The 21,819-nt window shown below is 49.9% G+C and carries 22 protein-coding genes; 17 read left to right on the top strand and 5 right to left on the bottom strand.

The genetic code is table 11. The features are described from left to right. Nucleotides 1-112 precede the first annotated feature (112 nt). The 5 genes from NYE70_RS06830 to NYE70_RS06810 all read left to right on the top strand — a co-directional run bounded on the left by NYE70_RS06830 (nt 113) and on the right by NYE70_RS06810 (nt 5,617). On the top strand, nt 113-985 hold the full coding sequence (locus tag NYE70_RS06830) for a 3-hydroxyacyl-CoA dehydrogenase family protein (RefSeq protein ID WP_341045484.1): 873 nt from the start codon (nt 113-115) through the stop codon (nt 983-985). Next, nucleotides 982-2,187 (top strand): acetate/propionate family kinase, encoded by a 1,206-nt coding sequence (locus NYE70_RS06825; protein WP_341045483.1) that lies wholly within the window; start codon nt 982-984, stop codon nt 2,185-2,187. The genes NYE70_RS06830 and NYE70_RS06825 overlap by 4 nt, the downstream gene beginning before the upstream one ends. Nucleotides 2,188-2,242: 55 nt before the next feature. Further along, on the top strand, nt 2,243-3,538 hold the full coding sequence (gene asnS / locus NYE70_RS06820; protein ID WP_341045481.1) for an asparagine--tRNA ligase: 1,296 nt from the start codon (nt 2,243-2,245) through the stop codon (nt 3,536-3,538). Nucleotides 3,539-3,559: 21 nt separating this feature from the next. After that, complete coding sequence (locus NYE70_RS06815) at nt 3,560-4,249, top strand: DnaD domain-containing protein (RefSeq protein WP_341045479.1); 690 nt, start codon at nt 3,560-3,562, stop codon at nt 4,247-4,249. Nucleotides 4,250-4,711: 462 nt separating this feature from the next. Then, nucleotides 4,712-5,617 carry an ATP-grasp domain-containing protein gene (locus NYE70_RS06810; RefSeq protein ID WP_211020831.1) on the top strand — a complete coding sequence of 302 codons (906 nt, stop codon included), beginning with the start codon at nt 4,712-4,714 and terminating at the stop codon, nt 5,615-5,617. Between the two features lie 147 nt (nt 5,618-5,764). Here the strand turns inward: NYE70_RS06810 and NYE70_RS06805 are convergent, their stop codons facing one another. After that, nucleotides 5,765-6,922, bottom strand: coding sequence for an asparaginase (locus NYE70_RS06805; protein ID WP_341045478.1), 1,158 nt, complete (start codon nt 6,920-6,922; stop codon nt 5,765-5,767). A 342-nt stretch (nt 6,923-7,264) separates the two neighbouring features. Here NYE70_RS06805 and NYE70_RS06800 point away from each other — a divergent pair, with 342 nt between their 5' ends. From NYE70_RS06800 to NYE70_RS06750, 11 genes are all read left to right on the top strand, one after another. Further along, nucleotides 7,265-7,798 carry an RNA polymerase sigma factor gene (locus NYE70_RS06800; protein WP_341045477.1) on the top strand — a complete coding sequence of 178 codons (534 nt, stop codon included), beginning with the start codon at nt 7,265-7,267 and terminating at the stop codon, nt 7,796-7,798. Continuing rightward, nucleotides 7,795-8,247, top strand: coding sequence for an anti-sigma factor family protein (locus NYE70_RS06795; RefSeq protein ID WP_341045475.1), 453 nt, complete (start codon nt 7,795-7,797; stop codon nt 8,245-8,247). The genes NYE70_RS06800 and NYE70_RS06795 overlap by 4 nt, the downstream gene beginning before the upstream one ends. Before the next feature lie 49 nt (nt 8,248-8,296). Next, entirely contained in the window at nt 8,297-9,373 is a 1,077-nt protein-coding gene (locus NYE70_RS06790) for a hypothetical protein (RefSeq protein WP_341045474.1), read from the top strand. Between the two features lie 221 nt (nt 9,374-9,594). Then, a complete protein-coding gene (locus NYE70_RS06785; protein ID WP_341045473.1) occupies nt 9,595-10,278 on the top strand; it encodes a hypothetical protein in 684 nt (227 codons plus the stop codon). 40 nt (nt 10,279-10,318) lie between these two features. Then, nucleotides 10,319-10,996: an NAD(P)H-dependent oxidoreductase gene (locus tag NYE70_RS06780; RefSeq protein WP_341045472.1), complete on the top strand. Its 678-nt coding sequence runs from the start codon at nt 10,319-10,321 to the stop codon at nt 10,994-10,996. Nucleotides 10,997-11,141: 145 nt separating this feature from the next. After that, nucleotides 11,142-11,843 carry a response regulator transcription factor gene (locus tag NYE70_RS06775; protein ID WP_211020825.1) on the top strand — a complete coding sequence of 234 codons (702 nt, stop codon included), beginning with the start codon at nt 11,142-11,144 and terminating at the stop codon, nt 11,841-11,843. Then, nucleotides 11,840-12,844, top strand: coding sequence for a sensor histidine kinase (locus NYE70_RS06770; protein ID WP_341045471.1), 1,005 nt, complete (start codon nt 11,840-11,842; stop codon nt 12,842-12,844). The genes NYE70_RS06775 and NYE70_RS06770 overlap by 4 nt, the downstream gene beginning before the upstream one ends. A 79-nt stretch (nt 12,845-12,923) precedes the next feature. Beyond that, nucleotides 12,924-13,694, top strand: coding sequence for an ABC transporter ATP-binding protein (locus tag NYE70_RS06765; RefSeq protein WP_341045470.1), 771 nt, complete (start codon nt 12,924-12,926; stop codon nt 13,692-13,694). Between the two features lie 4 nt (nt 13,695-13,698). Further along, entirely contained in the window at nt 13,699-15,627 is a 1,929-nt protein-coding gene (locus NYE70_RS06760) for an ABC transporter permease (protein ID WP_341045469.1), read from the top strand. Between the two features lie 30 nt (nt 15,628-15,657). Continuing rightward, nucleotides 15,658-16,266: a DedA family protein gene (locus NYE70_RS06755; RefSeq protein WP_341045468.1), complete on the top strand. Its 609-nt coding sequence runs from the start codon at nt 15,658-15,660 to the stop codon at nt 16,264-16,266. Nucleotides 16,267-16,323: 57 nt separating this feature from the next. Next, nucleotides 16,324-17,178 carry an undecaprenyl-diphosphate phosphatase gene (locus NYE70_RS06750; RefSeq protein ID WP_341045467.1) on the top strand — a complete coding sequence of 285 codons (855 nt, stop codon included), beginning with the start codon at nt 16,324-16,326 and terminating at the stop codon, nt 17,176-17,178. Between the two features lie 134 nt (nt 17,179-17,312). Here NYE70_RS06750 and mtnB read toward each other — a convergent pair whose 3' ends face one another. From mtnB to proB, 4 genes are all read right to left on the bottom strand, one after another. After that, entirely contained in the window at nt 17,313-17,963 is a 651-nt protein-coding gene (gene mtnB / locus NYE70_RS06745; RefSeq protein ID WP_341045466.1) for a methylthioribulose 1-phosphate dehydratase, read from the bottom strand. 72 nt (nt 17,964-18,035) lie between these two features. Further along, on the bottom strand, nt 18,036-18,896 hold the full coding sequence (gene proC, locus NYE70_RS06740; RefSeq protein WP_341045465.1) for a pyrroline-5-carboxylate reductase: 861 nt from the start codon (nt 18,894-18,896) through the stop codon (nt 18,036-18,038). A 35-nt stretch (nt 18,897-18,931) separates the two neighbouring features. Beyond that, nucleotides 18,932-20,179 carry a glutamate-5-semialdehyde dehydrogenase gene (locus NYE70_RS06735; RefSeq protein WP_213655017.1) on the bottom strand — a complete coding sequence of 416 codons (1,248 nt, stop codon included), beginning with the start codon at nt 20,177-20,179 and terminating at the stop codon, nt 18,932-18,934. Between the two features lie 30 nt (nt 20,180-20,209). Beyond that, the gene (gene proB / locus NYE70_RS06730) at nt 20,210-21,316 is read right to left on the bottom strand and encodes a glutamate 5-kinase (protein ID WP_211020817.1); all 1,107 of its coding nucleotides are present in this window, start codon (nt 21,314-21,316) and stop codon (nt 20,210-20,212) included. Here proB and NYE70_RS06725 point away from each other — a divergent pair. Continuing rightward, a complete protein-coding gene (locus NYE70_RS06725) occupies nt 21,315-21,812 on the top strand; it encodes a hypothetical protein (protein WP_341045463.1) in 498 nt (165 codons plus the stop codon). The two genes, proB and NYE70_RS06725, sit on opposite strands and share 2 nt — an antisense overlap. Nucleotides 21,813-21,819 lie beyond the last annotated feature (7 nt).

Here is a 21,819-nt window from a genome sequence, read left to right as displayed (position 1 = left end):
ACTTTTCGGCCGTGCTAAGATATTATTATATGTTGGGTATAAAATGATGTATTATTCGACATCAGGGGTACAATATTATGGAGAGACCATGAAAGGATGGAGCGAGAGGACCATGAACTTCAAAAAAATAGGTGTCATTGGTGGCGGCACGATGGGCCAAGGGATCAGCGAAATGCTGGCAGCCAAAGGACTCGATGTGCTACTCGTTGAAGAAACGACCGAAAAATTAAACCATGCGTATAGCATGATAGAAACGAGTCTGGACAAGCAGCTTGAGAAATGGGCGATTACCAAGGCCGAGAAAAAGCTGATCTTGAACAAAATTTATAAAGTTACTCATTTTGCCGAACTCGGAACCTGCGATATGGTGATCGAGACCATTTCGGAGGATTTGAATGCCAAGAAAGAGGTATTCAAACAGCTGGATCAGGTTTGCCCAAGCAACATTATTCTGGCAAGTAATACATCGACGCTTAGTTTGACCGAAATCGCCGGTTCGACAATGTATCCGGAGCGCGTGATCGGTATGCACTTTATTTATCCCGTTGCTAAAATTAATCTGGTTGAAATTATCCGCGGGCTGAAAACATCCGAATCCACATTTGAAGAAACGAAACGATTTGTGGATGAAGTTGTCGATAAACACGGAATCATGGTATATGAATCGCCGGGCTTCGTAACGTCCCGGATTATTTGTCTGATGATCAACGAAGCGTTGCATGTTCTGGGCGAGGGCGTTGCTACTGCCGAGGATATTGACGACGCTATGCGGATCGGGTACCAGTTCCAATACGGACCTCTTGAGATGGCCGACCGTTTCGGTCTGGACTCCGTTCTGGCAGCTCTGGAACGCATGTTCCGCGAATTCGGGGAACTGAAGTACCGTCCTTCTTATGTGTTGAAGAAAATGGTTCGCGCGGGCTCCCTCGGGGTTAAGACGGGCGAAGGATTTTTCAAATACGACAAGGATGGTGACCGGATATGAAAGTTCTAGTAATTAACGCGGGAAGCTCTTCCCTTAAATATCAGCTTTATGATATGACCGACGAATCCGTATTGGCCAAAGGTCTGGTGGAGCGGATCGGCATGGACTCCTCCATCCTGACGCATAAGCCGACAGGGAAGGAAGAGGTTACGGAAGTTAGCGACATTCTTGAGCATACGACGGCGATCCGTAAGGTGCTGGAGAAACTGGTCGACAAAGAGCACGGCGTGCTTGCCTCGATCGATGAAATCGATGCTGTCGGACACCGCGTTGTTCACGGCGGCGAAGCGTTTAAAGGTTCCGCCCTGATTACCGGCGAAGCGAAATCCGAAATCCGCCGTTTGTTCGACCTGGCTCCGCTTCATAACCCGGCTTGTATGATGGGGATTCAAGCGGCTGAAGCGAACCTGCCGAACGTACCGCAAACCGTAGTATTCGATACAGCGTTTCATCAAACGATGCCTGAGAAGGCTTATTTGTATGCTATCCCGAAAGTGCTGTACAAAAAACATAAAGTCCGCCGTTATGGTTTTCATGGCACTTCGCATGAATACGTAAGCAAGACAGCCGCGGAATTTTTAGAGCGTAAGATTGAGGATTTGAAAATCATTACTTGTCATATCGGTAATGGTGCCAGCTTGACCGCCGTCATGGACGGCGTATCTGTGGACACTTCCATGGGGATGACCCCGCTGGAAGGGTTGATCATGGGTACGAGAAGCGGTGATCTGGATCCGGCGATTGTTCCTTTTGTCATGAATAAGGAAGAGCTTACAATTAACGAAGTAAACTCCATGCTGAACAAGCACAGCGGACTCTTGGCGATTTCGGGATCCAGCAGTGATATGCGGGATATTACCGACGGTATGGCTGAGGGCGAACCGAATGCGACGCTGGCATTTGAAATGTATGAATACCGTCTTCGCAAATACATCGGCTCTTATGCAGCGGCAATGAACGGCGTCGACGTCATTGTATTTACGGCCGGCGTAGGCGAAAACTCGGCGATCGTACGGGAAAAGGTTTGCGAAAACCTGACTTATCTCGGCGTTGAGATCGATAAAGAATTGAACAAAATCCGCTCGGGAGACCCGCGCAGAATTTCCACATCGAATTCCAAGGTGGAAGTGCTGGTTGTTCCGACGAACGAAGAGCTCGTGATCGCCCGCGATACGTTGCGCATCGTTCAGGAAATGAAGTAATCTGTAAGCAGGCAAGCAGATTTAATATTAGGGACCTTAGAGGAGAGATAGAAGCATGGCGATCAAAACTGTGATCCGTCAGGTGAACGAGCACGTCGGGCAAACCGTCGTGATCGGAAGTTGGTTGAATAACAAGCGTTCCAGCGGCAAAATTCAGTTTCTTCAGCTGCGGGACGGAACCGGGTATATTCAGGCGGTTGTCGTTAAGAGCGAGGTGTCCGAGGACACTTGGAATAATGCCAAGAGCCTGACCCAGGAATCATCGATGTACGTAACGGGCGTGATTCGTGAAGAACCGCGCAGCCAATCGGGATATGAAATGACCGTAACCGATTTGGAAATCATCCACTTGACTGAAAATTATCCGATTACTCCGAAGGAGCATGGCGTCGATTTCCTGATGGACCATCGTCATTTATGGCTTCGCTCGTCCAAGCAACGGGCGATCATGGTGATCCGTTCGGAAATTATCCGTGCGGTTCAGGATTTCTTTGACAAGAACGGCTTTACCCTGGTGGATCCGCCGATTCTGACCCCGACTTCCGCAGAGGGTACAACGAACCTGTTCCATACTAAATATTTTGAAGAAGACGCCTATTTGACCCAAAGCGGTCAGTTATATATGGAAGCCGCGGCGATGGCACTCGGGAAGGTGTACTCTTTTGGCCCGACATTCCGCGCGGAAAAGTCGAAAACGCGTCGTCATTTGATCGAGTTCTGGATGATCGAACCGGAAATGGCGTTTACGGATCATGAAGAAAGCCTGAAGGTACAGGAGCAATTTATTTCTCATGTCGTGCAATCGGTCCTGGCCAATTGCCGGACGGAGCTGGAAGCGGTTGGCCGCGATGTATCCAAGCTGGAAAACATCAAAGCGCCGTTCCCGCGCATTACGTATGACGAAGCGATTGAATATTTGCATACGCAGGGCTTTGACATCCCTTGGGGCGAAGACTTCGGGGCGCCGCACGAAACGGCGATTGCCGAGCGTTATGACAAGCCGGTGTTCATCACCCATTATCCTGCCGGCATCAAGGCATTTTATATGAAACCGGACCCGAATCGTCCTGAAGTCGTGCTGTGTGCGGATATGATCGCACCGGAAGGCTACGGCGAAATTATCGGCGGCTCGCAGCGGATTGATGATCCTGAGCTGATGGAGACCCGTTTCAAGGAACATAACCTGTCCATGGAAACCTATCAATGGTATATGGACCTGAGAAAATACGGTTCCGTACCGCACTCCGGCTTCGGACTGGGATTGGAACGTACGGTAGCGTGGATTTGCGGACTCGACCATGTACGGGAAACTATACCGTTCCCTCGTACATTGTACCGCCTGTATCCATAAGAAAGGTGAGAATGCATAGGTATGACCGATAGCTGGAAAGTATGGGGCAAAGGGATCTCGTTCGGCCTGGAATCGGGCATAGTGAATGTTCCCTTTGCGCTGCTGGCTCATTACCGGAATCTCCGATTAACCGATATGGAGGCCATGCTGCTCCTGCAATTGCTTGCGTTCCAGCAGGTTGAACGCAATGACTTTCCGACCATGGATCAACTGGAACGGCGGATGGGCACGAGTCCAGGCGAGCTTGCCCCGGTCATCCGCCGGTTGATGAAGGAGGGCTGGCTCAGTATCGACGAAGCCAGAGAAGAGTCGTCCGGAGTTCATTCGGAGTTTTACAATTTGTCGGGCATGTACGTCAAGCTTGGGCAGCATCTGGCTGAGGAGCGTTCCGCTGCGATTAATGAGCAGAAATTGGAGAAGGAATTATCAGGGTCACAACGCGGCGAGCAGGAACGTAACCTGTTCGTTATTTTCGAGAAAGAGTTCGCCCGTCCGTTATCTCCGATGGAGTGCGAAACGATTTCCGGCTGGGTGGACCAGGACGGTTACCTGGAGGAATTGATTTTGCTGGCGCTAAAGGAAGCGGTCTTTGCCGGCAAAGTTCATTTTCGCTACATCGACCGCATTTTGCTGGAATGGAGCCGCAACCGCGTCAAAACCGCTGAAGATGCTAAGGCCTACACTCAAAAGTTCCGTAACGGCGGTCGGTAAGTCTGTCGTTAGCGGCAGCGTGAAAATTCCGCAATGATGTTGAATCAGTAAATAGTTTATATGCAAAGACCTCCGAAGCAGGATTCGGAGGTCTTTGTTGTGTTTTTTAAACATTTATCCATGTTTCATTGGACAAAATCCAATGAACAACCGCCAAAAGACAGAGAAGCCCAAGCTTGATTGGATTTAATCCAACCAATGCTGAGATTATAGAGGGAATTTGATGCGCAACACCGATTTCATTGGAAATTATCCAATATAGCATCCGAATCCCCTGTCATAAGGGAGAGCTTGTTGGAAATTATCCATCGAAGGTATGGGGGCAAGCGGGAGGGGACCGAAGTCCCTAAGGAATGAAATATACTTTTTACATGAAAGTTACAATAATATCATATAAATCAATCACGGATATGATATGTTAAAAATGTGCAAAGTTAGCATTCTATTAAGGGGGCTTGACCGTTGAAAGGTTGGATTATTTACAAGCATTTACCCCAGGATGTAAAACCCGAGACGTTTGAAATCAAACGTCTGGTTGAAGAGGCGGTGCGGCAGGAGATCGATATCCGCGTACTTGCGCCTGAGCAATTTGAACTGATCGTTACACGGGATGACCGCAAAAGCGTGATGGTCGACGGAGAGGTGTTGCAGCTTCCCGACTTCGTACTGCCGAGAATGGGAGCGGGCACGAATTATTTTGGACTAGCCCTGATCCGGCATCTGGAACGACTTGGTGTACGAACCTTCAACTCTTCCCAAAGTATCGATACGGTTAAGGACAAGCTGTATACCCAGCAAATTTTGGCCGAGCATAATCTGCCGGTTCCCAAAACGATGCTGATCCGCTCCAAGGTGGATGTCAATCTGGTAGAAAAGCACCTCGGATTTCCGGTGGTGGTAAAGACCATTTCCGGTTCCCAAGGCAGCGGAGTGTTTCTGGCGGAGAACAAATCGAACTTTATCGATCTTCTGGAGATGATCAACGCTTATAAGGAAAATGCCACGATGATCTTGCAGGAATTCGTAGAGTCCAGCCGGGGAACGGATTTACGCGTTATTACGATCGGTGGACGTGCGGTCGCCGCCATGAAGCGAAATTCCGGCAGCGATAGCTTCAAAGCAAACTATTCCCGCGGAGGCACGGTGGAGCCTTATGAAATCAATCCGGAAATGGAATGGCTGGCCCTTGAGACTTCCCGTCTACTGAACTTGGACATTGCAGGGATCGACTTACTGTTTGACGGAGACCATTATAAAATATGCGAGGCTAACTCTTCGCCGGGATTCGAAGGAATCGAGTCCTGCTGCAATGTGAATATCTCCGAGGAAATTTACAATTTTCTAAGAGTGAGACTGAATCGTTTCTAGTATGAAAAAGAAAAACCATTCCCGGGAAAGAATAGTTTCTTTTGGGAATGGTTTTGTTGTGTGCGGGAATTGCAGTCTTTATATGCTTTTGCTTCGTTCTATCTTGGAGAGGGGCTTCTCCTGCTAGTCGAGTCTGTACGGAGGGGCTTATTTCGCGGGAATTTCAATTTGTCCATACCCGTAAGTCGCAAACCAATCCTGAATCGTGGCGAAGTCTTTGGAGAAGGACAAGCTGAGGAGCAGCATGATTCTCGCGTGGGCGGCATTCAGATTATCTCCGGCGATGATGCCTTTCCCGCTGGAATAGTTGCTGCCCGAACCCGTGCGCGTGGTCATTACAAAAATAACACCTTGCTCTATCGCTTTGGCACGTTCTTCACTCATGGCTTTCGAAATCCCGCCCGCTCCGGTTCCAGCGGTTACGACGCCTTTGGCGCCATTGGCTACAAAACCGCTGATGGCACCTGGACCGGCATCCTGATAGGAATAAGCGATCTCCACCTTGGCAAGATCATTTTTGGTGATTTTGCTGAGATCAAATGGGGTGGACCATTCGCTGGCAGGTTTTAAAGCCCTGAACGGAGCGCGGTAAACCCGTATATTGTTTTCGTCGATATAACCGAGTGCTCCGACTTCCGGGGTAACGAAGGTGTCGGTGCGGTAAGAATTATTCTTGGTGACTTCGCGAGCTGCATGAAATTCATCGTTTAACATCAAGACGGTGCCGAAGTATTTGGTTTTACCGCTAGCTGCGAGTTTAATGGCGTTGTACAGGTTTGCCGGGGCATCGGTCCCGATGACGGTCCATGGGCGCATGGAGCCGGTGACCACAACAGGTTTAGGACTTCTTACCGTCAGATCCAGAAAATAAGCGATCTCCTCCATGGTATCGGTGCCGCTGGTAACTACGACGCCATCTTGCGTTTTCAATGCTTCATCGACTTTTAGTGACAACTCGTATAACTGTTGAATGGTATAAGCGCTGGAACCGGAATTTCCGAACTGATACGTACTTACTTCCGCTATTTTATCTTTATTAGGCAATGACTTAACCATATCTTCAATCAACAACGTGCCGGCCTTATAAGTAGTAAAGCTGGTTTCGTCCGTTGATTTGCCGGCCAGCGTCCCGCCTGTGGCGATGACTTGGACCTTGGGCATCTTTTTTTCGGCTTTTGTTATTTCGCCGCTGATAGAAACTTCGGCTGCGAAAGCCTTGGACAACGGGATACTCGGTAGTACCGCAGAAAATGCCAGTCCTGCGGCAAGAAGCATTTTGAAGCTTTGCGATTTCCATTTGTTCATTGGTTCAACCTCCACTATGTTTTTTTAGTCAGCTTTATGTAATATTAACTAACATTTATTAAGCTAACTTTGTTTGAATTGTATATTGATGTTAAGTTTATTAACAAATCTAACATGTGGGAAAGAAAGCGTTTAAATCTTATTAATGCTAATAAAATCGAGGTATTTCTCGATTTATTAAATAAACATGAATAGAAATTGTGGAATTATGTGTTAGGAAATATAACGCGAGTTAGTGATCTGCGATTGAGTTGAAATATTTTTATGAAATTTTGCAGGGGTAAGCCCAATTGGCGTCGTCTATTCTATTGGAAGGAGGGGAGAGTTATTGGCGAGGAGTCTTTGATAGAAAAAATGAGGCAGGGCGACCGAGCCGCTTTTCGCGAATTCGTTAAACAATACGGAAATTTCGTTTTCCGTGCTGCGTATTCCGTTTTGCATGACGAGAAAGAGGCGGAAGATGCCGCGCAGGAAACGTTCCTTCAAGTTTATAAATCTCTCCCCGCTTACCGTTCTCAAGGAATTAAATCGTGGGTAACACGAATTGCAATCAACAAAGCGATTGATTTCAAACGGCGCAGAGACCGGCGGCGCGAAGAACAGTGGGATTCCGCCGATGTGGCTGAAAAGCTACCCGCGGTGGAGGACGATCTGCTTAAGGAAATGATGATTGACGAACGAAGAAGCGAGCTCCATACGAAAATATCACAGCTTCCGCCGGGTCACCGGCAAGTGGTAACGGCCTTTTATTTGGATGGCAAAAGCTATGAACAGATTGCGAGTGATCTGGAACAGACCGTAAAAACTGTAGAATCGAAGCTTTACCGGGCCAGAGCCTGGATTCGCGAGCATTGGAAGGAGGAGGAATGGCGATGAAAGATACGGGCAACACATCTGAAGAAATGTGGAAGGCTTATATCCGCGGCGAACTGAACCCTGAAAGGGCAGAGAAGCTGGATCAGTTGCTGCAGGACGATGATGCCATGTTTCAGGCTTATATGACGGAACTCATGGCCAACCAAGACGAACTTCCAAGTCTCTTTGATGAAGAGCGTTTCGCTAATGACGTGCTTTCCGCGCTTCCCGCTCAAGCCCGGAGTCGTGCCAACAAGGAACACCGCAAACGTTGGCAAAATCCTTTGGTCCACTATGTGATCGCCGCTTCCATAACACTGTTATTGCTTGGAGGAGGCGTGTTCGATCTGCTGTCGGCCGGTGCTAATGCGGCTGTCCAGCGGCAGGAGGGAGATACTCCGCTGAGCGATCAGCTTATGCAACGGGCAACGAAATGGATGGAAAAGATTAAGCCGTCCGACACTCCTTAAAAGTGATTGAAAGAAAGGATGAACGAAATTGACTTATTATCGAAGCCGAATGCTGGCATTTCTTTTGAATTTTATCCCGGGTCTGGGCCATTTCTATTGGGGGCGCAAAGCAAGGGGGATACTCTATCCGATTTTCTTTTTTGGCGGACTGCTCGGTGGATTTCTTATCGCCATGGCTACCAATGAAGGAGAGTTTTTTCTGGCCGTCCTTATCATGGAATTGATTCTTTGGGTCATATCCATGCTTGACCTGCTTATCCTCATGCTTCGCGAGCCTGCGGCTCAGGAAAGATCGCCTTATGACCCACGAGGGGGCGGCAGACGGGGGGATGCTGAAACCGAACGTTTCTTTACGATATTGCTGTCCTTTATTCCGGGTCTGGGCCATTTTCAAATGGGTCTCATGCAGCGCGGATTATCATTCCTGATCATGTTCTTTGGCCTGATCACCATGATGTTCTTCGTCACCGGCATTACGCACGAAACCGTGTTCCTGCTCTTCCTGGCACTGCTGCCGATCATTTGGCTGTATTGCATGTTCGATGCCGTTCAGCTCATTCATCGCAAACAAGCCGGGGAAATTGTGGAGGATCGCTCCCTGCTGGATGAATGGGAATCCGGACGCATCGAGGGTCGGCGCAGCAAAGTGCTCGCCACACTGCTCTCGGCTTTTCCCGGGGCCGGACAAATGTACCTGGGCATGCAAAAACGCGGCCTGCAGATGATGGTGCTGTTTCTCGGAAGCTTTTATATCATCGATGTATTGAGGCTGTCCCTCTTTTTATTCTTAGTGCCTGTGATCTGGTTTTACAGCTTCTTTGACGGGTTGCAGCAGACTAGCAGGTATGGCATTCTTCCCATGGAAGATATTCCTTTGATTAAGGGTAGAGGAAACGGACAGCATTGGCTGGGGGTTGCCTTGCTCCTGCTCGGTGTCTACTATGTGGGCATGGAGTTTATCGTCCCGGCGCTGGACCGCTGGTTCCCTTATCTTGAGCTTAGATATATGATTCGCGAATACTTGCGCCCGGTTCTTGTGGCTGTAATTTTGATCGGCGGGGGTATCAAACTGCTCTCGAGCCGCAATCGGGTACAAAGTTTGAAGTGGGATGACGAGGAGATTTAAAGTCAAAATTGTTAGACGTAGAAACTTAACTAGGTAGTCAACTAGAGAGTATAGTCAGAAAATAGACTTGTTATTGCCAAATGCGATAACAAGCCTATTTTTATTTTTACCCTGTGGTTGAGAAATCTAGTGTATGCTGATAATAGGAAGACTAGAAGAGAATGCGCAAAGAGACTGGATGATTTGTCTTGAAGCTCGCTTAACCGATGGAGGGTGGTACTATGAAGAAATCTACGTTAGTTATTGCGGTATTGATCTTTGTAGTCCTTGCAGGTTGTTCTCAAAAGGAGAATCATTCAACAAAAGAATCTATATCCAATATAGAAGCTCCAGTTGAATCGCCGGAGAAATCGGAAGCAGAACTACTAAGTGAATTGGCTAATCAAGAGTTTACGCTGAAAGCAGATCAGCTTGGTGAAGATGATTACGATACAATGGAGGACTTTGGAAAATCCTTCGTAAATCTTTATACCGGGGCTGTTGCCAATCAGGAAAGAGTATCGTTTAATAACTATATCTCTAAAGAAAAACTCCTTCACTTTACTAATAAAATGCTGGAGCTAGAACAGCGGCAGGTATTAAAAGGTGGATTTAGTGTGACCTTCGGCCTCAGTAATGAGTTTCAAGAAGTAGAGTTCAAGAGGCTGGACAACAATCTTTATCATCTGGACTTAACCTTTTCAAACCAGGGGTCTGGAATGAGCTGCAAGCTATTAGTTCAATCTGTAAACAAGTCATTAAAAATCGTAGATTTGTATTTTGGAAACAAGGATGGCGTAGATACGATGGCAACAGGCCACCCTGCGGAAAGAAAACTTGATAATCCTGAATTGTGGGATGACCAGGAATGGGTGAATGGTGTCATGGAGAAGCTTGAGGAATATGAAACCAAACTGGGCGACTGATGAATACAAAAACCAATATTACAATTAAGGAGTTTAAATAATGATAGATCAAGAAACCAAGAAAACCGAAGTCCTATCAGCCTTTCAATTCAGACACGCAACGAAAGATTTTGATCCCGACAAGAAAATAAGTGCCGCAAACTTTGATTACATATTGGAGACCGGGAGATTGTCGCCTAGCTCCTATGGCTTTGAACCCTGGAAGTTTGTTGTTGTGCAAAATAAGGAACTTCGTTCCAAGCTTGCGGAGTATGCAACTGGAGCGAGAAGGCAGCTACAGTCTGCCAGTCATTTTATGATTATATTGACGAGATTGCCGAAGGATATGGTTGCCGGCTCTGATTATATTAAGCGCATGTTGGACGATGTCCAAAAGCTCCCTCACGAAATTGCACAGGCCAAGCGGGAAAACTATGATCATTTTTTAAAAACAAGCATAGCCATCGAGGACGATCCCAGAGTGATGTTCGAATGGGCTTGCCGACAAACTTATATTGCATTGGGTAATATGTTGACCGCTGCCGCCTTGATCGGCATTGATTCCTGCCCCATTGAAGGATTCAACAGAGCAAAGATCAATGAACTGTTAGCTGCGGAAGGAATTATGGACTCTGAACATTTCGGGATATCGGTTATGGCGGCGTTTGGCTATCGATTGCATGCTCCGTCCGATAAGACCCGCCGATGCGCGCAAGAAGTGGTTGAATGGGTGGAATAGGCAGTTTTGAACTTGAACAAAAGGATAGGTAGAGAGGACTGCGCTGGCTGCAGGGCCTCTCTATTTCCTTTCAAGGGCCTAATTTTGTTACAATGCAGTCAGGGTGAAGGTTTAAGTAGAGGTAGTTTCTAAAGGAGATTATCATATGTTCAAAATATTTATCGTCGAAGATGATCAACGACTGGCCGTACTGTTGCAGGAATATTTGCAAAGGTTCGGCTATAGTACGCATATCGTTCAAGATTTTGACCGGGTGAAGCAGGAGTTCGAAGCGGCAGCCCCGCATCTGGTTTTGCTTGATGTGAACTTGCCGAAATACGACGGGTATTATTGGTGCCGTCAGATCCGTAACCTCTCCACTTGTCCCATTTTGTTTATTTCGGCACGCGAGGGGAAGATGGATCAGGTCATGGCCCTGGAAAACGGCGGGGACGATTATATTACGAAGCCGTTCGATTATGATATCGTCATCGCGAAGATCATGAGCCATTTGCGAAGAGCGTACGGGACTTATGCCGGAGGAGGCGGGGAGCGGAGCGTGAATTTTGACGGTTTAAGGTTGGATAAAGACCGCCTTTATTTAAGTCTGAACGATGAAAGAGTGGAGCTCAGTCTGACGGAAGTGAAAATGCTGGAGGAACTGATGCAGCGGGGAGAAGAAATCGTCAGCCGCGACCGATTGCTCGAAAAGATATGGGACGATCAGACCTTTGTCGACGACAATACGCTGAATGTGTATGTTACGCGGGTACGTAAAAAGCTGTCTGCGCTTGGCATCGAGGATGCGCTTCAGACCGTGCGCGGTCAGGGCTACCGCCTCGTTCCCCGCTGGGAGGAGAAACAGTGAAGCTATTTTTGAAGGATCAGCGGCCTTTATTTTCGTTTTATATTCTCCAGCTTTTGACCGTGTCCGGAGTATACTGGCTGGACGGCTACCGCAACATCGCTATGGTGCTTTATGCCGCCCTGCTTAGCGGATGCTTGCTGGCCGTGTATTTGGTGTTCCGCTACATGAGCAACCGTTCGTTTTACCGCTGTCTGGAGCAGGGGGAAGGGCTGGATGCCTTTAAGGAAGTGTCGCCTCAGACACCGCTATCCGAATACTTGCACCGGTTATTAAAGAAGCAATACCGGCATTATGTCTCCGAACTGAACCGCCAGCAGCATAAAATCAATCACCATTTACAATTCATTACACAATGGGTCCACCAGATGAAGACGCCAGTGTCTGTCATTCATCTCATGGTCCAGGATAGCGACGATTCAAAATCGACGGCAATCGGAGATGAGGTGGACCGGCTGCGTAAAGGTCTGGATCTTGTTCTGTATACAGCCAGACTGGATTCCTTTTCCCATGATTTCGTGGTGGAGAAGCTGGACCTGGAGAGTCTTGTGCGCGCGGCCGTGTCGGCGCAAAAGCGACTTTTTATCCGCAGCAAAGTATTCCCGCAGCTGGAGTTTACTTCGAAGGAGCCGTTATTCATTGCCACGGATGAGAAATGGCTTACGTTTGTGCTAACGCAAATTCTGACAAATGCGGTCAAATATACTACCAATGAGCCGGGAACCATTGCGATCCGGGGCTACCGTAAGGAAGATGAGGCGTTTCTCGAAATCAGGGACGAAGGCGTGGGCATACCGGACAGCGATTTGCCGCGTGTGTTTGACGCTTATTTTACGGGAGAGAACGGGCGGAATTTCAGAGAGTCCACAGGGATGGGTCTGTATCTCGTGAAACAGATTTGCGGACAGCTCGGACACCGGGTGGAACTGGAATCCGCCGTCGGTCAAGGTACATTGGTCCGTTTGATCTTCCGATCCGAATATAGCAACCTTACAAAGGAGTAAGGTGATTGTAAGATTGATCCATGGTTGCTGATTTAGGCCAAAAGTATAATGAAAACATCACCGACAAGGAGTTGCATCCATGGCTGTTTTGGAGGTCAGAGAATGTTCCAAAATTTATGAAGGTACGATATCGACAAGGGCGCTGGACAATGTGAGTTTTGCTTTGGAACGGGGGGAGTTCGTCGGGATTATGGGCCCCTCGGGGAGCGGAAAGACGACTTTGCTTAACGTCATCGCGACGATCGACGAGCCGACATCAGGTGATGTAATCGTTGAAGGGCACCATCCTCACAAACTGGATCTAGAAGAGATGGCTCTGTTTCGGAGACGTGAACTGGGCTTCATTTTCCAGCATTTCAACCTGCTTGATACGTTGACGGTAGAAGAAAATATCGTTCTTCCTTTAACCCTGGATGGCGCACCTGTAGCGGAAATGAAGAAGAGTAGTCTCGAACTGGCCCGCAGATTGGACATCGAATCCGTCTTACATAAGTTTCCCCAGGAAATCTCCGGAGGACAAATGCAGCGGGCAGCGATCGCCCGGGCTATGATTCATCATCCTTCGCTGGTGTTAGCGGACGAACCCACCGGGAATCTGGATTCCAAAGCGTCCAAGGATGTGATGGAGGCCTTTGGCATGATGAACCGGGAAGAACGGACGACGATCTTGATGGTTACGCATGATGCTTTCGCCGCGAGCTTTTGCCATCGGGTGCTTTTTATTAAGGACGGCAGGCTGTATAACGAGATTTACCGCGGGGAGAACCGGCAGGCTTTCTTCCAAAAAATCATCGATATGATGTCGCTGCTGGGGGGAGAGACCGATCACCTTTCGTCAATTCGCCTTTAGCCATGTGTTGCGCAACAAGCGTACCTATGCCGCTTATTTTTTGAGCAGCGCCTTCTCGGTTATGGTCTTCTTCGTGTGCTCCCTGTTCCTGTTTCACCCGGACTTGAAGGCCCAGGTGGCCTGGAACTCCGCATTATTGGTGCTTGCACAAGCGGAAGTCATCATGTTTTTGTTCTGCTTTCTGTTTGTGCTCTATTCCGTCGGGTCGTTTCTGCGATCCCGTAAGCGGGAATTCGGAATTCTGCTGATGAACGGGATGACTGTGAAGCAGCTGCGCAAGATGGTGTTTATGGAAAATATGCTGGTCGCTGCAGGCTCGCTCGGAACCGGCATCCTTGCCGGACTATTGACCGCCAAGCTGTTCCTGCTCGCCGGATCCAATTTGCTCGGCATCGAGACGCTGTCTTTTCACGTTTCCCTATCCAGCCTGATGTTGACGATCCTGTCCTTCTTGCTGCTCTTCCTAGTCATCTCGCTCTGTACGACGGTTCTGCTAGGCTCCACCCGGCTGATCGATCTGCTCCAATCGGGGGTCAAGCGGGATGTTAAACCGAAGTTTTCGAAGCTACTGGCCCTGCTTGCGGGCATATTGCTGCTTGCCAGTTATACGCTGGCGGTGACAACGACGGCATCCACCGTTAAGGTTCGCATGCTCCCGGTGACCGCGATGACGATCGTGGGGACGTATCTGTTTTTCACCCAGGCCAGTGTAGCTCTGCTCGGTTTGATGAAGCGAAATCTGACCCGGTACTGGAAGAAAAGCAATCTGGTACTTGTATCCAATTTGTCTTACCGGATGAAGGATAACGCGAGAATGTTCTTTCTCGTAACGATAATTACGACGATTACGTTTTGTGCTGTAGGCGTATTTGCATCCATTAACCGGTTGTCCGGCGATTTTGCCTTGGACCATCCCGCTCAAATCGGTTATGTATCCAAGGAAGACGGGAGCCTGGAGAAGGAACATTTGGAGGAAATCTCGGCAGAGCTGACGGCCCGGGGAGTTTCTTACCATACGGAAAAGATAGACTTGGTCTATGTCCGCGTGCTGTCGTCTTCACTTGCTTCCGGACCGGAGTGGCTCCCGGTGATATCTTATTCCGACTATGGCCGTGCGTTATCGGCTGCGGGGTACTCCGTCGGCGAGAAGCCGCCGTCAGAGGATGAGGCTTACGTGCTGCTGAACTCGCACCGGGAAAAATTGCTTCTTCAGGAAAGAAAACCGGCAAGTTACCGATTGGGTGAGGCGGGACTCCTGTTGCATGAAATCGGGATAACCGAGCGGGTGTCCATTGCCGACCATCTGACGCAGGAACTCGGGAATGGGCGGGAAGGTTTCTTTTCGGGGCTTGTAGTGAACGATGCCGTAAAAGAACGGCTATGGATGGAGGACGATTCCTCCAGAGTCGAACGGTACACGGCTTATTACACGGATTCCATGGAATCGACCGAGGGAATTGCATCCCGTTTGACAGAGAACGGAAAAATGGACTACGAGAAGAACGAACCTTATGCCATGTCGGTAAGCGGAACCTTGTTCGAGGTCCAGCGGACCACGTTTGGAGCGCTGTTGTTTTTTGCGCTGTTAGTCGGCACCGTTTTTTTTATCGCTGCAGGAAGCTTTCTCTATTTCCGGTTATATAGTGACCTGGATTATGATCGCAGGCAGTATCTCGCCCTAACCAAGATAGGAATGACGCGCAAGGAAATGGAAAAGATGGTGTCCCGCCAGTTGGGCTTGCTGTTTTTCCTCCCTGTTGGCGTAGCTATGGTGCACAGCTTGTTTGCCTTTATTGCGTTGCAACGTTACGTATACTTATCAATCGCTTGGGAAGCAGGGGCGATCCTGGCCAGCTTTTGTTTCGTGCAGGTCATCTATTTCTGGTTTATCCGCGCCCGCTATTTGCGCAATTTACAAAAAGTACATCAATAAACGGAATCATGAACATGTTGGAGGTAACCCGTGGAAAATTGGATTACGAATATTATGGAACAGTTCGGTTATGCCGGAATTTTGCTTCTGATCGCGCTTGAGAATGTATTTCCTCCGATCCCTTCGGAAGTGATCTTGACCTTTGGCGGGTTTATGACCACTTATTCCAGCTTAACGATAACGGGTGTCGTCATCGCGGCAACGGTCGGATCCGTTCTCGGTGCGGTAATCTTGTATGGAGCCGGTTATTTGATCAACGTGGATCGGCTGGAGGGCTGGATTGACCGGTACGGACGGTTTTTGCGCCTGAAAAAAGAGGATATTCGCCGTGCTGACGCCTGGTTTGATAAGTACGGATACTGGACGGTGCTATTTTGCCGGATGATTCCGCTCATTCGCAGCTTAATTTCAATCCCGGCGGGCATCTCGAAAATGAAGTTCGGTTTGTTCCTGCTGTATACGACGATCGGTACCTTGATCTGGAATATCGTGCTCGTCTCGGTAGGCGCGGCGGTAGGCGGATCGTGGGAGAAAATCGTCGGGTTTATGGATGTGTATTCGAACATCGCCTATGCGGCCATCGCCGTCTGCGGGCTTGGGGGAATCTATCTGTTTTTGCGGAAGAGAAAAAGAGCCTAGATCAGAGATACAGAAGGGGCTTAAAAGATTCAATGTGAAAGATGGAGAGGTCAATTCATGGATATTATAGCTATAATTAAAGCGATTATTCTCGGCCTGGTGGAGGGGCTGACCGAGTTTGCTCCAGTCTCCTCAACGGGACATATGATTATTGTGGATGATATGTGGTTGAAGACGGAGCAGCTGTTTGCTTCGAAATATGTGGCCAACACATTCAAGGTTGTCGTTCAATTGGGCTCCATCCTGGCCGTATTGGTCGTATTTAAAGACCGTTTCATAGATTTGCTGGGCTTGTCGCGGTTAAATCGCAAGGGGCGAGCAGAGGCAGGAGATAGGCTTGCAGGCCCCCGCCTCAAGCTGGGCCAGGTCATCGTCGGTCTCATTCCGGCCGGGATTCTGGGTTTCCTGCTGGAGGATGTTATCGACGAGTATCTGTTCTCCACCGCAACCGTCCTGATCGGACTTGTTGTGGGAGCGCTGTTGATGATTGCGGCAGACCGCTTTGGTCCTACGAAGCCGAAGACCGAGTCGGTTGATCAGATCACTTACAAACAGGCGTTTGCAGTAGGTCTGTTTCAATGTGTCTCGATTTGGCCGGGCTTCTCCCGATCCGGGTCGACGATTTCCGGCGGCGTCTTGCTCGGTTTAAGCCATAGGGCAGCGGCGGATTTCACCTTCATCATGGCTGTGCCGATTATGGCCGGGGCCAGCGGGCTGTCTCTACTGAAAAACTGGGAATACTTCACGATGGACGCACTGCCTTTTTTCATAGCCGGTTTCATTAGCGCTTTTGTGTTCGCGCTCTTGTCGATTCGCTTCTTCCTTAAGCTGATCAACCGGATCAAGCTGGTTCCGTTCGCGGTGTATCGCCTGCTGCTCGCGGCTGTGATTGGATTGATTTACTTTTTGTGATTATGGATTGATTGAATGATTAATAGTCTATTAGGTTACGGTATAGAATTAACGAAAAAACCTCCCTCTAATTTGAAGGATTGAACGCCTGGATGGCAGACAATCGGCAAATTAAAGGGAGGTTTTGTTTATGCTTAACGACGCGGCGGGAGAAGCAGCCCTCGGTATACGACCTCGAATATGAACTCGAACGCCTCCAGATGGCGTTTGGCTTCGAAGGCGTCTCTGCCCCATGCGAAGATACCGTGATTACGAAGCAGAATACCGGGGATTTCCGGCTTGAAGGTGCCGGGAATCAGCTTCGCAATCGATGGAATATCGGCATAATTCGGAAGCACCGGAATTTGAATTTCCGTATTCGCTTCCCAGATGCCGAGTTCCTTGATCATTCCGATGCCTTGCGCGGGTACATAGCCCTGATCCCCGAAAAATTCGCTGAGCAGGCTGTTATACACGGTATGTACGTGGAATATGGCCCCGCAGCCGGTCATCCGATATATTTTGGCGTGAATCGGCGTTTCTTTGCATGGCTTGAGCCGGGTCGTCTCGCACGGATTTCCGGCGGTATCGGCAAACAGGAATTCTTCGGAGGTGTTGACTGGCTTATCTGTACCGGACGCGTTGATAGCGAAATGAAACTGATCCGGCGAGTAGCCGCCGACCCGCAGCGACAAATTCCCGCTATTCCCCGGGAACCAGTTCCGAACCGCGAGCTCTGTCTTAATGCTGTGAAGCTTGCCTAGGGCAGCTTGCTTTTCCTCCAAAGGAATCTCTGAAAACTCCATCTATCGTTCTCCTTCCCGGCCGGATAAAATCGGTCGCTGACTAGATCCGGCAAGTCTCGGCAGGCTCAGCTATTATAGCAGTGATTCTTTTACCGCTTCGCCCATCTCGCGGGAACGCTCCGCGCAGCGGTGAACGGCGGCTTTGACGGCTTCGCTAAAGCCCTTCGCGCTGAGCACTTCAAGCGCCGCCTGGGTCGATCCGTTCGGCGAAGTAATATCCTTGCGCAGTTTGGCAGGGTCTTCGCCGGTTTCGATCATCATGGAAGCGGCGCCGAGTACGGTTTGCACGGTCAGCTCACGAGCTTGTTCCGGCGATAATCCGCCTTCCGTTCCTGCTGCGATCATAGCCTCCATCATGTAATAAATGTATGCAGGTCCGCTGCCGGACACGCCGGTTAATATCTCCATTTTTTCCTCGGGAATGACGCTTACGGTGCCCACGGCCTCAAACATGGATAACACCTGATCCTTTTGATCCTGCGTAGTCTCGGACGAAAAGGAGATTCCGGTTGCACCAAGCCCTATAGAGCTCGACGTATTAGGCATTGTTCTCGCCACGGGTGCTTGGACGCCAAGCAGCGCCTGAATCGTAGAGATCGACAGGCCGGCAATGAGAGAGACGATGAGCTGGCCTTCTCGGAGTTGCGGACCGAGCGCTTTAAGCGCTTCGCCAGCGTCCTTCGGTTTCATGGCCAGTACGATGACGGAAGCGTCGCCGAGGTGCTTGCTTTTTTGCTCCTCGCTGTTGCCTGTCATCACGCCGTATTGCTTCTTTAAGTAGTCCAGCCGTTCCACGCTGCTGCGGTTCAGCATGGAGATCCTTTCAGGAGCGGCTACCTGTTTGTGAATAAGCCCGCGCACGATCGCCTCGGCCATGGAGCCGGCCCCGTAAAAACAGATCAATTGCTGTGATGTCGAAGTATTGGAATTCATCGTTAGCCCCTCCTATGGTTTGTAAGGATACTTTTTTATTGGCGAATTTGTCCGTTTCCATGAATGATGTATTTGGTGGAAGTCAAAGCCGGCAGACCCATTGGTCCTCTAGCGTGGAGCTTCTGGGTGCTGATGCCGATTTCCGCGCCAAAGCCGAATTCAAATCCGTCCGTAAAACGGGTTGAAGCATTATGGTAAACGGCTGCGGCGTCCACTTCCTGCTGGAAGCGAGCGGCGTTTTGCCCGTCCGCCGTCACAATGCATTCGGAATGCTTCGTGCCGAAGGAGGCGATATGTGCCAGCGCTTCATCAAGATTGGAGACAACCTTAATGTTCAAAATGTAATCATTGTATTCCGTTGCATAATCCTCGTCGGTTGCTTGTTTTGCCCAAGGGAGAATATTTCTCGTAGCGTCGCATCCTCTGAGCTCAACCTTGGCGTCCTTAAAGCGTTCCGCCAAATCCGCCAGGTGTTGGCCCGCAAAGTCTTGATGAACGAGCAAAGTTTCCATAGCGTTGCATACGGAAGGGCGCTGTACTTTGGCATTTAGGGAAATGGCAGCAGCCATTTCCGGGTCCGCTGTCGCATCCAGGTACGTATGGCAGATGCCGGCCCCGGTTTCGATAACCGGAACGGTGGCGTTCTGGACGACATTTTGAATCAGGGAGCTGCCGCCGCGCGGAATGACCACATCCAGCAGGCCGTTCAATTTCAGCATTTCGTCAACGGAGGAACGGTTAGGGTCCTCAATGAGCTGTACGGCATCCTGCGGAATGGCCGTCGTGGCAAGCGCCTCATGAATGATCTCCACGATTTTGCGGTTGGAGGAGAGGGCGGAGGAGCCGCCGCGCAGCACAACTGCGTTACCGGTTTTCAGGCAAAGGCCGACGGCATCGACCGTCACGTTAGGCCGGGCTTCATAGATGATGCCGATAACGCCAAGCGGTACACGCTGTTTGACGATATGCAGGCCGTTAGGGCGGTCAATCGTCTCGAGCACGTCTCCAACAGGATCGGGGAGCTCGGCGATTTGCCGCAGACCCTCGGCGATGCCGGCAATACGGTCCTGATTTAATGCGAGCCGGTCCAGCAGGGATTCCGACGTGCCGTTCTCCCGGCCGCGCTGCAAATCTTCACGGTTGGCCGCGATGATAGCCTCGCTGTTCTCGACCAGCGCTTTTGCTGCCGAGAGCAGGGCTTCGTTCTTTTTATCCGTGGTCAAACTGCCTAATGCTGCAGCCGCTTTACCGGCTAACTCCGCTTTTTGTCTTACTTCACTCATTGAAATACCTCCTCTATAATTTAAAATGATTTAAGATTTTAAAGAAATCCACTCGTCCCGGTGAATCACTTCCAGCCGATGAACATCGTTCAGCCGCTTCATGACTTCGCCGCTAGGCAAGCCAAGAATTTGCCCCAGCTGGTCCGCATCGTAGTTCACGATTCCCCGGCCCAGTACTTCGCCGTCTGAATTTTGCACTTCTACCACATCGCCGGTCTGAAAATGGCCTTTAGCGCTGCGTACACCGACCGGCAGCAGGCTGCGTCCGTTACGGAGCATCGCTTCCTCGGCCCCGGCATCGACTGTCAGCGTCCCGATCGGAGTGGACAAAAAGCCCAGCCACTGTTTTTTTCGTGGAAGAGCGGAGCTATGGGTTTCAAAGTAGGTGCCTCGCCCGATTCCTTCAAAGGATCGCTGCAGTTCGCCCGGGAGATCCACTTTGCCGACAAAGACCGGAACACCGCCCCGGGAAGCGATTTTAGCCGCATCGATTTTGGAACGCATACCGCCGGTGCCGACGGAAGAACCCGCGCCTCCGGCTATGGCGTAAATTTCTTCGGTAATTTCCTGAACGCGTCCGATGCGAACGGCAGCAGGATCGATTCTCGGATCCTTGGTGTACAGCCCGTCGGTATCCGTAATAATGAGCAGTTGCTCGGCTTTGATCAGGTTGGCGACCAATGCCGACAAAGTATCGTTGTCCCCGAATTTCAGCTCATCGACCGAGACGGTGTCGTTCTCGTTGATGATCGGCAGAATGCCGCGGCTGAGCAGCTCTTCCAGCGCCATGCTGGCATTTCCCATCCGCTTCCGGTTCTGAAAATCCGAACGCGTAAGCAGGACTTGGGCTGCGGACACTCCGTGGACCGCCAGCGCCTCCCGGTAGGTCTGCATCAGCAGCGCTTGGCCGACAGCGGCCGCGGCTTGCTTTTCGTGCAGCAGCTTTGGCCGTTCGGTATAACCGATTTCGCGGAAGCCCGCAGCGACGGCGCCGGAGGTCACAAGCACCACTTGGACATCCGCCGACTTCAGGGCGGCGAGCTCCGAGGCGAAGTAAATGAGGGAATCCCGGTTCAGTCCTCCTTCCGGGGTAGTCAGCGAACTGCTCCCGATCTTGACAACAATGCGGCGTAGCATGGAGATCACTCCTTATGAAATAAATCTTATAGAGGTTGTTCAAAAAGTCATCTTTTTTGAACACGCACTTATAGATAAAACAAAAAAACTCCCGCCTTTGCATGCAAAGGACGAAAGTTTAACTTCCGCGGTACCACCTTTATTGATGATTCATCATCCGACTCGATGCCCGGTAACAGGGGCGCTGTCCGGCTTTGGCGCCGGCCGTTCGGGGATAGGGTTCGAAGAAGCGCGGGTTGCAAATTCTTACAGCCAAGGAATCTGCTCTCTGGGGGCCGCTTTCATCTCCTACTGGTCCCGTCATCACGTTTTATTGTTAGGATACCATGCCATTCCAGGCTTTGCAAAAGAAAAAGACGAGGAGGAACAAAACAATCCCAGTTCGCCGATCCGTTTTACACTTCACTTCGGTACTGTACCCGGGCATGCCTGTTTACCGCTTTCGGCTTGCACGCTTGCGCGGTGGGAGGAAGGCCAGTATGATGAGGGAAATTAATGTAACC

Source organism: Paenibacillus sp. FSL R5-0407 (genome assembly GCF_038009185.1).
GTDB classification, from domain to species: Bacteria; Bacillota; Bacilli; order Paenibacillales; family Paenibacillaceae; genus Fontibacillus; species Fontibacillus vini.
This window is presented reverse-complemented; position numbering and strand designations above follow the sequence as displayed.